Below are 11,256 nucleotides of genomic sequence, written 5' to 3'. Positions count from 1 at the left end.
CAATGGTAGTTGGGGGCTTCCCCCTGCGAGAGTAGAACGTTGCCGGGCACTGATTAAAAACCTTTCATCTTTGGATGAAAGGTTTTTTTTGTGGTTTTAATTGAAGATAAAAGAGAAGAAAAATAGCCAAAGAACCAAGAGGGATAGCGGAGGAACCAAGAACTCTGGACCTTTACCAAGGAAGATGAAGAAAGAACCAAGCCTCCAGAACATTTAATCAAGAGCAACCCCTCAATACCAAGAACTAAATCAATCTTAAAAAGAAGCAACCCATTATAGTAAGAAGAATAAGGATAAAGCCAAGAAACAAAACATCTTATCAAGAAAAGCTCAAATAAAAAGAGCTTCTTAGCCGAAGAAGCTTACGCCTAAGACATATGTATATGATAAATAATTTCATAGGCACATAGACCGGCTTCTGCGAATATATGTAAGGGAGAAGCTTTTTAATGTTTGGAACGGCTGAGACTGGGTGATACTGATACAAAGGGGTGAGGCTCTAATGAAGAAAACGACGGTATTACGTGTTCAGATGGGGCATAACTGTTTAATCTGTGAAACAAGGAAAACGCAGGGGTATAGACTTCTCCATTCGTTTATATGTCATACGTGTGAGCAAAAAATTGTTCAGTCAGAGGCTGGAACAGAGGATTATAGTTTGTATGTCCAAAAAATGCGTAAGATGATCGCTGGAAACTAGGAACCACATGTGGAGACAAGCTGATGTTCTATCGCTTGTTTTTTTCGTTATTTAGAAATCACTCGACATACGCTAAAATAAAGAGACTATGAGGTTAGAAGAGGAGAAACATGGATGAACGACGAAAAAATTCGGATGCCGCTTGTACATGCCATTCAGCAGCATGTGAAACAGAAACCAGTATCTTTTCATGTACCTGGTCATAAAAGTGGGGGAATCGTACCAGCAGGGATGGAAGCTTTTAAAGATATTCTTCCCTATGATTTAACTGAAATCGAAGGAATGGACGACCTGCATGACCCTACAGGTCCCATTAAAGAAGCTGAAGAACTACTTGCTGCGTGCTACAGTGCTTCAAGGAGCTTCTTTTTAGTTGGTGGGACAACGGTTGGCAACTTGGCGATGGTGTATGCTCTTTGTTCAACTGGAGATCACGTGCTCGTGCAGCGAAACTGTCATAAGTCGATCTTACATTCCGTAGAGCTTGCGGGTGTTACACCTGTTTATGTAGATCCACAGGTTGATGAACAGACAGGGATTGCTCTAGGTTTAAATGAAGATACTCTACGTATGGCACTTAGCCAGTATCCTTATGCTAAAGCTCTTATTCTTACGTATCCTTCGTACTATGGTGTCAGCACACTAATTGCTCCTATTATAGAAGCAGCCAAGCAAGCGGGTCTGCTGGTGTTTGTAGACGAGGCTCATGGGGCGCACTTCTCACTAGGAACCCCTTTTCCACCGTCCTCCCTAACTCTTGGAGCGGATATTGTCGTGCAGTCTGCTCACAAAACGCTACCAGCGCTAACGATGGGGTCTTATTTACATCTTGGAGATAACCTAAAGGAGAGTCAGGTTCAGAAAATCAAACGCGCGTTAACTATTTTTCAATCGAGTAGTCCATCTTATTTAATCATGGCTTCTTTGGATGCCGCTAGAGCCTATCTTCACTCGTACAATAGTGATCAATTGAATGACCTTCTACAAGAAGTTAAAGCCTTTAAGGATGAAATTCGAACCATACCACAACTTGAGCTAGTCGATTGGGAAAAAAGCGGGTATTCATGGGATCCTCTAAAGGTTACAATAAGATCAATGTCTCATTTAACTGGCTACGAGCTTCAGGAGAAACTCCATGATGCAGCGATTGATGTGGAACTTGCTGATGATCAGCATATCCTGCTTGTTTTAGGGCTAGAACGTACGGGGAATATATCTGAGATTATAGATAAGATTAAGGATCTTCTTGCGCCATTTGACATAATTGATCATAGACAAATAAAGGAAGTCACTTCAAACCAAGAAGCTCCTACAATTGAAGAATACTATGGGGATATACATACTTATCATACAAGGAAAATTCCTTTTTGGGAGGCTGATGGAAGGGTAGCGGCGGAAGCAGTTATTCCTTATCCTCCAGGCATTCCACTTCTTTACCCAGGACAGAAAATCCACCGAGAGATTCTTGACAAGATTCACCGGCTACAGCAGGCAGGTGCGAGGTTTCAGGGTGAGGATGTAGTAGTAAAAGGAATTTATGTAGTAGAGCTGGAGGAAGAAAGATGAATAAAGGATTATTTATTACGTTTGAAGGTGGAGAGGGTGCTGGAAAGACCACCGTTCTCACAAAAGTAGAGCAATGGCTCAAAGAAAAAGGACATGCTCTTTTGCGAACGAGGGAACCAGGCGGAATCACCATTGCTGAAAAAATACGTACAGTAATATTAGACATAGAGCATACGGAGATGGATGGAAGAACGGAAGCCTTGCTATATGCGGCAGCCAGAAGACAGCATCTTGTGGAAAAGGTTTTACCTGCACTCAAATCAGGGAATATTGTATTATGTGATCGTTTTATCGATAGCAGCTTAGCTTATCAAGGGTATGCAAGAGGTCTCGGAATAGATGAAGTTCTTTCCATCAATGAATTTGCCATAGAAGGGCATATGCCGGATCTGACCATTTACTTTGATGTGGACCCTGAAGTGGGACTTAACCGAATCCAAGCCGATCATATTCGTGAAGTCAATCGTCTAGATCAAGAGAAGCTTGAGTTTCATCATGCTGTGAAAGAAGGGTATCGACAAGTAAAGAGTAGATATCCAAAGCGAATTCATACAGTGAATGCAAACCAATCCATTGATGAAGTTACCGAAGAAGTGATTCGTGTGATTGGGGAGCAAATAAGCTATAATAGTAGGTAAAAGAAGGAGTGGATGAAAGTGAAATTAATCATCGCGGTCGTACAGGATAAGGACAGCACAAGGCTATCAGACGCTCTAGTTAAAGCAGATTTTAGAGCGACAAAGCTTTCTAGTACAGGTGGCTTCTTAAAAGCCGGGAATACTACATTCTTAATCGGTATTGAAGATGAAAAAACTGCTCAATTAATGGAAATCATAAAAGATAATTGTAAGAGCCGTGATCAACTTGTTGCTCCGATTTCTCCAATGGGCGGAAACGCGGATTCTTATGTACCATATCCAGTTGAAGTGCAGGTTGGTGGAGCCACTGTTTTTACCTTGCCTGTTGAAGAGTTTGAACAATTTTAATGAGCGATGGTAAGGACGTGTGAACATGAGTACTTGGAGTGAGTTACAACAAATACAGCCAAGAGTTGTTCCATTTATGATAAAAAGCCTGGAAAAAGGTCGACTCTCTCATGCATATATATTTGCTGGAGAGTCGGGAACAGGCAAGAAAGAGATAGCTCTTCAGCTGACGAAGAGCTATTTTTGTAGAGAGCGCACGGGTGCGGAGCCTTGTAATCAATGTGCAGATTGTAAGCGGATTGAAAAGGGCAATCATCCAGACGTACATATGGTAGAGCCTGATGGGGCTTCTATTAAAAAGCATCAAGTGGAGTTTCTTCAAAAGGAGTTTAATTACCGTGGTATGGAGACCTCTCATAAGATGTATATCATTGATGAGGCAGATAAGATGACGGCTAGTGCGGCAAACAGTCTGTTGAAGTTTCTGGAGGAGCCGGAATCTCCAACTCTTGCAATTCTTCTAACAGAGAGAGAATCTGCTCTATTACCAACGGTTCGTTCTAGAAGTCAGCAGGTAGCCTTTCAGCCGTTATCTAAATCCGTTTTTGCAAATAAACTTCAAGAAGAAGGAATCTCTCATCTGCAATCTCTACTTTTGGCAGAAATTACGACAAACTTAGCACATGCAAACAAGTTAAATGAGTCAGATTGGATTGCACAAGCCCGAAGCGTAGTGATACAATTGATGGGAGAGCTATACCAAAGACCAAATCAAGTTCTGTTAACGATGCAGGATAAGTGGCTTCCGTTGTGTAAAGAAAAAAGTCAGCAGGAAGCAGGTCTTGATATGATTCTTTTATGGTTAAGAGACCTATTATATATTCAGACGGGTAAGTCAGATACGCTCGTTTTTCCAGATCAACAAGATCAATATGAACAACTCGCGCTCTCCATCTCACAGCAACAGAATGTTACGCATCTGTCTGGCGTGTTGGAAGCAAAACGTCATCTGAACGCTAACATGAATTATCAGCTTGTCATGGAGAAGCTGTTGCTCAGCATACAGGGGGTATAGACGTTGCATCAAGTTGTAGGCGTTCGCTTTAAAAAAGCGGGCAAAATCTATTACTTCTCCCCAGGGGAATTTAAGTTGGATTTGGGCGAGGCAGTAATTGTTGAAACGTCACGGGGAATTGAGTTTGGTAAGGTTGTCATTGCTGAGAAAGAAGTAGATGAGAATGATGTGGTTCTTCCATTAAAACAAGTCATCCGCTTAGCCACGGCAAAGGATAAACTAACTGTGACAGAGAATGAAGAGGAAGCCCTTCAAGCGTTTGAAGTGTGCTCCGAGAAGATTGCTGAACATCAACTAGATATGAAACTAGTGGATGTCGAATATACATTTGACCGAAATAAGGTCTTATTCTATTTTACAGCGGATGGTCGAATTGACTTTCGCGAGCTTGTAAAGGATTTAGCAGCTGTTTTCCGCACGCGTATTGAGTTAAGACAAATAGGCGTGAGAGATGAGGCGAAGATGCTTGGCGGAATTGGTCCTTGTGGGCGAGTTCTGTGCTGCTCATCCTTTTTAGGCGATTTTGAGCCAGTATCCATCAAAATGGCGAAGGATCAAAACCTTTCATTAAATCCCGCAAAAATTTCAGGCCTTTGTGGTCGACTTATGTGTTGCTTGAAGTATGAAAACGACACATATGAAGAAGCTAAAAAGGAACTTCCTGATGTAGGGCGTCAGATTTTGACACCAGATGGGAAAGGAAAGGTTATCGGTTTGAACCTATTGGAGCGTCTTGTTCAAGTTTCAATGAATGAAAACGAACAGGTGCTTGAATTTACACTTGATGAATTGAACGGAACACGGGCTGTCTCAGCTGAATCCGCAGAATGATGGGGTGGAAACGTGGATAAGAAGGCAATCTTTAAGAAGGTTAGCCAGATGGAGGAGGGCATTGGTCAGCTTCACCAGGAGTTAAGTGGACTGAAGGAACAGTTAGCTTATCTTATTGAAGAAAACCATTACCTTCAAATTGAAAATAAGAACTTAAGAGAGCGTTTTGATTGGGAAACGCAGCAAGACGAGAAGCAAGCTCCTGAGGAAGATAAAGGAAAACCAATGATTGGTGAAGGGCACGATAACTTAGCGAGGCTTTATCAAGAAGGCTTTCACATTTGTAACACGCATTATGGAAGCTTACGAGCCGACGGAGAAGATTGCTTGTTCTGCCTATCTTTCCTGCATCAAAAGAAATAATACTTGCCTCCACCCGAAACGTGAGGTCAACCCGTCAGTCGGGTTGACCTCTTTTTTTTAGGAAGGATTTTAACTCATGACTCTTATAGATAATGAACGACTTGATTATATTCCAGGCACATCCTATTCCATTATACAAAGTAGAGACGTGTTTTCCTTTTCAATGGATGCGGTACTACTTGGACGCTTTGTGCATGTTCCGATCCAGAAGGGGAAACTAATTGATCTTTGCAGTGGCAATGGAATTATTGGATTGGTATTAAGTGAGCGAAGCAAAGCGACTATTACCTCGGTTGAATTGCAGGAGCGCCTGCACGATATGGCACAGCGTTCGGTCCTTTACAACAAGAAACAGGAGCAAATTACATCTGTTCAATCTGACATTAAAGACTTACCCTCATCTATTGTAAAAGGTAGTTATGATGTGGTGACGTGTAACCCTCCTTATTTCAAAGCAAATGAACAATCGGATCAAAACCAGAATCCTCATTTTACGATTGCTCGTCATGAGGTTTACTGTACGCTTGCTGATATTATCCAAACAGCTTCCTCCTTAGTGAAACAAAAAGGGAAAGTCGCTCTTGTTCACCGACCAGAACGATTAACCGACATCATCGATTTAATGAGACAATACCGGATTGAACCAAAACGAATGCAGCTTATTCAGCCAAATCAGGCAAAAGAAGCAAACATGATTTTGATTGAAGGAATAAAGGATGGAAAACCTGGGCTGTCCTGTCTTCCCTCCCTCTCTGTATACGGTGAGGACGGTCGTTATACAAAAGCCTTCCGGGAGGTTTACGAGAGAACATGAGCACTGGTCATTATGTGTATATTCTCCAATGTGCCGACAATACTTGGTATACGGGTTATACCAATGATGTAGAAAAACGATTTATTAAGCACTCACAAGGAAAGGGAGCCAAATACACGAGAGGACGAGGGCCTCTTACGTTGATTTGGCAGGAAGCATGTGAAACAAAAAAAGAAGCGTTACAGCTTGAGTATGCACTAAAACGAAAAAGTCGTGCTCAAAAAGAACAATATGTCAGAGAAAAAAAGGAGATGGAGCATGAAGCAACAAATGAGTTATCATGAAGATTCAAGTAAAGGCGTGTTGTACCTCGTTCCAACTCCAATTGGTAATTTAGAAGATATGACGTTTCGTGCAGTCCGAACTTTGAAGGAAGTAGATTTGATTGCAGCCGAGGATACAAGGCAAACAAGAAAGCTCTGTAGTCATTTTGATATTCACACTCCACTAACAAGGTATGACGAACATACAAAAGGAAAAGTAGGCTCTCAATTGATTGACCAGATTAAAGAAGGGAAGTCAATCGCACTTGTTAGTGATGCAGGGATGCCTGCAATCTCTGACCCTGGCCAGGATATTGTAGGTCTTGCTATTTCCGAGGAAATAGCTGTGATTGTACTCCCAGGGGCGAATGCAGCACTGACTGCGTTAGTAGCTTCCGGTCTATCTACCAATGAATTTTATTATCACGGATTTCTACCTCGTCAAAAAAAAGCAAGGGCCACTGAACTGGATAAACTCAAATCGATTCAAGCCTCGCTCATTTTCTATGAATCACCTCATCGCTTAAAAGAAGCACTGCAAGCAATGAAGGAGGTACTTGGCAATCGTGAAGTAAGTATCGGACGAGAATTAACGAAGAAATTTGAGGAATATCAGCGTGGCACGCTAGAGGAAGCGTTAGACTGGGTAGAAACCGGTACGGTTAAGGGTGAGTTTGTCATTGTTGTTGAGGGAACAACTGAAGATGTGATCGAAGAAAAATGGTGGACTGAATTAGGAGTGAACCAGCACGTAGAGCACTATCTCTCACTTGGACTCTCTTCAAAGGATGCAATTAAGAGCGTAGCAAAAGAACGCGAAGTACCTAAACGAGATGTGTACCAATCTTTTCATCAAGATTCAGAGTAATAAGAGAGCTGATTTTCCCATGTTATGTTTAGGGGAAAATCAGCTTTTTTGTGATAAGATAATGTATTGATTATAAAAAAAGACTCCCTTTAAAAGGTAGTCTTTTAATCTACTTATTTATTTTTAGAAACATATTCTTGAAGATCTTTAAGAATATCTTCTGCGCCTTGTGGGCTAAGAATGATTTTGCCGTTAGCGATTGAAAGGTTGTCATCAGAAACCTCTCCTGTGATTTGGCAAGTCATGTTTGGTTTATATTTTTTCAAAATGATGCGCTCGTTATCAACGTAGATTTCAAGAGCATCCTTCTCAGCGATATCTAATGTGCGACGAAGTTCAATTGGAATAACAACCCGTCCTAATTCATCAACCTTACGTACAATTCCTGTAGATTTCATGCTGTATATCTCCTCTCGAGTATATGAGCATTCCTTCCATACTAGATTGCTAGATGTCTAATAGGCAGGACTCATGATTTTTAGGGCGTCATAATTCGACATTTTTTACTTAAGCTAAGAATACCAAGGTTTCCAAATCAAGTCAAATGTTTTTTTAGAAAAAGTTTATAATTTGTTCTACGAAATGATTGGGAAAATGAGTACTTACTGATTTTAAAGTAAAAAAAAGGATGTAAACCATTTCTAGCTGTTTATCGAATTAATCTTCTATACCCTGATATAATAGGATTGAACCATTTTAGTCCAGTGTATAGGTAACTAGTAAAAAGGATGTGTTTCTAGTGGACATCGAACACGATTTGGTGGAGAAATTAAAAAGTGTCGGAGAAAAACTCCGTGCAAGCTATGAAAAAACGAATACTAGTAACGACAATATTCGACAAATGCTTACCGATAGTCTGACTGTTTTTCGACAAATGCAGACACTATCTACAGAAAATCTCGCAGAACTTCTTAAAAATAAAGAAATTGCTGGTGTAGATGGTTCCGTTAATCAAACAAAAGGTGAACCACCGCATGTTATTTACTTATTTCAGTCCCTGGCAAAAACGACGACAGGTTTTGAGGTAAGAAAGTCGGATGTGTACGTGCCTTTACTAGATGAGACGGATGGAGAAGAGGTAATCCAACCTCAAAAGTGGCGCTCGCATCTTTTGGCTAAGCTGGAGCTTGAGGCAGCGATGCAACTAATAGAAGAAAGAGAGCTTGCTTTTCTCTTAATGGACGGAGCTCTTTATCACTACCGAATTGATGCAGAGCAGGAATGGGAGAAGCTACGCCAGATGGCTATTGAAAAGAATGTACTGCTGGTTGGTGTGTCAGAAGAGATTACGACTGAGAACTTAGTTAGGCTTGAATCCTTTTCAAGTTTTGCAAATCGACCTTATTGTTATGATCGTGATCTTTTATTTGGTGCGTTAAAAAAAGGTGAAAGCATTTATATAGAAGAAATCCAACATAAGGCCGGTTTGCAATCTGTTTGGACTAGGTTTGGGTCCGCGCCTCAGATCACGGGATTTGATATGCTAGAGGAGCAAGCGCATCATAGAGAAATCATATCGGATCTTTTATATACGTTAACACCTAAGGAAGGTCGCGGCATTCCACTTTGGCTTGATTATGTTGACAGGGAGATAAGAATAACGGACAAGCTGGTAGATGGATTATTAGACCAATATCTTGATGCAGAAACTAGACACCGTTTTTTTACAAAAAAACGAAGTGATCGTCCATATTAATAAAGGAGGAAACTCATTTGCAGATCGTTGGAGTTACAACACAGCATGAAGTGTATGTTGCCTCAAAGGAACATAAATTTAGAATGAATGAGCTCGTTGTTCTTTGTGATCAGGATCTTTATGACCCAAAAGGGGAAGTTGTTGAGACATTCTCGTACAATCGTTATATTCCTATGGGATTCGATAAAGGGTTAGCCGATCAATCCGTTCTTCAGACACTCGAGCAGATTGGGTATGATATCGGAGCGGATGATATTCATATTGCGAAGGTACGACTATTTGAAGAAGCCGTTCAGCCAATTCAAACGGGTGCAACCGTCCGTCATCCTGCCTTTGAAGAGATAAAGGATCTTCTTGTAACGACCACACCACGCGAGGGGATGGTACTTGGAGAAATCAAATCAACCGATTTTATTGCGCCTTCTCTACCGGAAGACTTAGATGGATTGTTACATATGCAGGAGCAAGGAATTCTTCGTAAACAAAATGGAGTTCCATTTATCTTTGATATTCGCGCGATGCAGCAATATCCGCATATTGGCGTATTTGGAGGTTCGGGATCAGGAAAGTCGTTTGGACTGCGGGTGATGCTAGAAGAATTGATGAAGCTGAATATCCCAACTCTTGTATTCGATCCGCATTTTGAAATGAATTTTTCGGCTAAATCACAAGGGGTGGAGGATGCCCCAGGATATGCTGACCAATATGATGTTGTTCAAATTGGACGAGATGTGGGAGTTGATTTCTCCGCTCTTTCTACACGAGATGTTGAAAGATTGCTGCAGGCATCAGGAAACCTGACAGAATCAATGATTAACGTCATTCAAAGCGTCCATAAACGAAGAGACAGCTATCAGTCGTTCAGTGATCGGGTCGCTAATCTTGCAGAAGCACTTGAGATGGGAAAACAAAAGGTAGAAGCCATGCTGCATGACGGAGGGATGACACGAGATGAGATTAGCCGTTTTTCTACGTTTAAGTCGCTACTCGATCAGTATGGCAGCCTTCCACTTTCCTCTGTAAAAGGAATTCAGTGGCGTGCAAATCGTCTTCACCAGGCAGGATTGTTCCAACAAAACATCCGAGCGATTGAGACCAGCATCCATCAAGGTAAGTTAGTTGTCATCCAAGGTGCAGTCTGGCTGCTGCAAGTGTTCTCAAGTTATGTAATCGGCTCGTTATACGGGCAAAGACGAGCGTATCGTGATGCGAAGCTGCAACAGCAACAGGGCACTTTTTTCCCGCCATTTGTTGTTGTGACGGATGAAGCGCACAACTTTGCTCCGAAGGGCTATGATGCACCAGCAAAGTCTGTGCTTAAGGAGATTGCGCAAGAGGGACGTAAGTATGGGGTCTTTTTAATTTTTGCAACGCAGCGACCTACGTTACTTGATGAAACAATCACAGCACAGCTTAATTCAAAGTTTGTCTTTCGTACGGTACGGGGAACGGATATTCAGACGATTAAAGAGGAGACGGATTTAACGAGTGAAGAGGGAAAACGTTTGCCTTACTTAAAGTCGGGCGATGTGTTTGTGTCTTCGGCCATTATTGGGCGCACGATGGCTGTGCGAATTCGGATGGCTCATTCAACAAGTCCGCATACGCAAAATCCATTTGATGAGCTAGAGCAGATGAACGCACAAGGAAATGAAGCTGTTCTTGAGGCACTTTATCCGCATCTGCCGCTATCAGAGATGAATTTAGTAAAGGATCTTACAGCATTAAATCGTGATTCCGGCAAAAGCTGGGACGTATCTACCTGGAAACAGGAGCTTGAGCGATTATGTCGTGAAGAACTCTTAGTGAAGCAGAAAACACCGTTCGCCACGCTTTACGACCGTGCTTGACACGGCTAGGGATGTTTCTGTATATTCTAGGATATACTGATTATGTTTATATTGATTCCAATGAACGGATAAGTACACATTACAGATTCACACAGAGAGCTGGGGTAGCTGAAAACCAGCTGAGGATGGATGTGGAAGTATGGTCCTGGAGGATTCTGTCTTCGAGTGGAGGTTCCATAAGGGGATAGCGTAGCTGGCGTTAACAGAAAAGTCATGATGACTTTACGAGCCCTTCTGCTGTGAAGCGAGGGGGAACTTGGGTGGTACCACGTGAGCACAGCTCTCGTCCCGACTTTGGGACGAG

13 protein-coding genes and 1 other annotated feature are annotated in these 11,256 nt (G+C 41.8%); of the genes, 12 read left to right on the top strand and 1 reads right to left on the bottom strand.

The genetic code is table 11. The annotated features are described in order from the left end of the window. The first annotated feature begins 502 nt into the window (after window positions 1–502). The 10 genes from JNO66_RS19380 (at window position 503) to rsmI (ending at window position 7,406) form a co-directional block, all read left to right on the top strand. The gene (locus JNO66_RS19380) at window positions 503–700 is read left to right on the top strand and encodes a sigma factor G inhibitor Gin (RefSeq protein ID WP_246483375.1); all 198 of its coding nucleotides are present in this window, start codon (window positions 503–505) and stop codon (window positions 698–700) included. A gap of 114 nt (window positions 701–814) precedes the next feature. Beyond that, entirely contained in the window at window positions 815–2,266 is a 1,452-nt protein-coding gene (locus JNO66_RS19375; RefSeq protein WP_203090853.1) for an aminotransferase class I/II-fold pyridoxal phosphate-dependent enzyme, read from the top strand. After that, a complete protein-coding gene (gene tmk / locus JNO66_RS19370) occupies window positions 2,263–2,904 on the top strand; it encodes a dTMP kinase (protein WP_203090852.1) in 642 nt (213 codons plus the stop codon). The genes JNO66_RS19375 and tmk overlap by 4 nt, the downstream gene beginning before the upstream one ends. Before the next feature lie 18 nt (window positions 2,905–2,922). Next, complete coding sequence (locus JNO66_RS19365) at window positions 2,923–3,252, top strand: cyclic-di-AMP receptor (protein ID WP_203090851.1); 330 nt, start codon at window positions 2,923–2,925, stop codon at window positions 3,250–3,252. Window positions 3,253–3,277: 25 nt separating this feature from the next. Next, the gene (holB, locus tag JNO66_RS19360; protein ID WP_203090850.1) at window positions 3,278–4,267 is read left to right on the top strand and encodes a DNA polymerase III subunit delta'; all 990 of its coding nucleotides are present in this window, start codon (window positions 3,278–3,280) and stop codon (window positions 4,265–4,267) included. 3 nt (window positions 4,268–4,270) lie between these two features. After that, window positions 4,271–5,098, top strand: a complete 828-nt coding sequence (locus JNO66_RS19355) for a PSP1 domain-containing protein (RefSeq protein ID WP_203090849.1) — start codon at window positions 4,271–4,273, stop codon at window positions 5,096–5,098. A gap of 12 nt (window positions 5,099–5,110) precedes the next feature. Continuing rightward, entirely contained in the window at window positions 5,111–5,461 is a 351-nt protein-coding gene (gene yabA / locus JNO66_RS19350; protein WP_203090848.1) for a DNA replication initiation control protein YabA, read from the top strand. Between the two features lie 76 nt (window positions 5,462–5,537). Then, window positions 5,538–6,275, top strand: coding sequence for a tRNA1(Val) (adenine(37)-N6)-methyltransferase (locus tag JNO66_RS19345; RefSeq protein ID WP_203090847.1), 738 nt, complete (start codon window positions 5,538–5,540; stop codon window positions 6,273–6,275). Then, complete coding sequence (locus JNO66_RS19340) at window positions 6,272–6,559, top strand: GIY-YIG nuclease family protein (RefSeq protein WP_203090846.1); 288 nt, start codon at window positions 6,272–6,274, stop codon at window positions 6,557–6,559. Before JNO66_RS19345 ends, JNO66_RS19340 begins: the two co-directional genes overlap by 4 nt. After that, on the top strand, window positions 6,534–7,406 hold the full coding sequence (rsmI, locus tag JNO66_RS19335) for a 16S rRNA (cytidine(1402)-2'-O)-methyltransferase (protein ID WP_203090845.1): 873 nt from the start codon (window positions 6,534–6,536) through the stop codon (window positions 7,404–7,406). Before JNO66_RS19340 ends, rsmI begins: the two co-directional genes overlap by 26 nt. Before the next feature lie 113 nt (window positions 7,407–7,519). Here the strand turns inward: rsmI and JNO66_RS19330 are convergent, their stop codons facing one another. Continuing rightward, entirely contained in the window at window positions 7,520–7,804 is a 285-nt protein-coding gene (locus tag JNO66_RS19330) for an AbrB/MazE/SpoVT family DNA-binding domain-containing protein (RefSeq protein ID WP_203090844.1), read from the bottom strand. Window positions 7,805–8,145: 341 nt separating this feature from the next. Here JNO66_RS19330 and JNO66_RS19325 point away from each other — a divergent pair, with 341 nt between their 5' ends. Further along, a complete protein-coding gene (locus tag JNO66_RS19325) occupies window positions 8,146–9,102 on the top strand; it encodes a DNA double-strand break repair nuclease NurA (protein ID WP_273753778.1) in 957 nt (318 codons plus the stop codon). A gap of 17 nt (window positions 9,103–9,119) precedes the next feature. Next, a complete protein-coding gene (locus tag JNO66_RS19320; protein WP_203090842.1) occupies window positions 9,120–10,952 on the top strand; it encodes an ATP-binding protein in 1,833 nt (610 codons plus the stop codon). A gap of 51 nt (window positions 10,953–11,003) precedes the next feature. Continuing rightward, window positions 11,004–11,246, top strand: a binding site (T-box leader). The last annotated feature ends 10 nt before the right edge of the window (window positions 11,247–11,256 follow it).

Origin of the sequence: Alkalicoccobacillus gibsonii (assembly GCF_016798245.1) — a bacterium.
Taxonomy (GTDB): Bacteria; Bacillota; Bacilli; order Bacillales; family Bacillaceae_D; genus Alkalicoccobacillus; species Alkalicoccobacillus gibsonii.
This window is presented reverse-complemented; position numbering and strand designations above follow the sequence as displayed.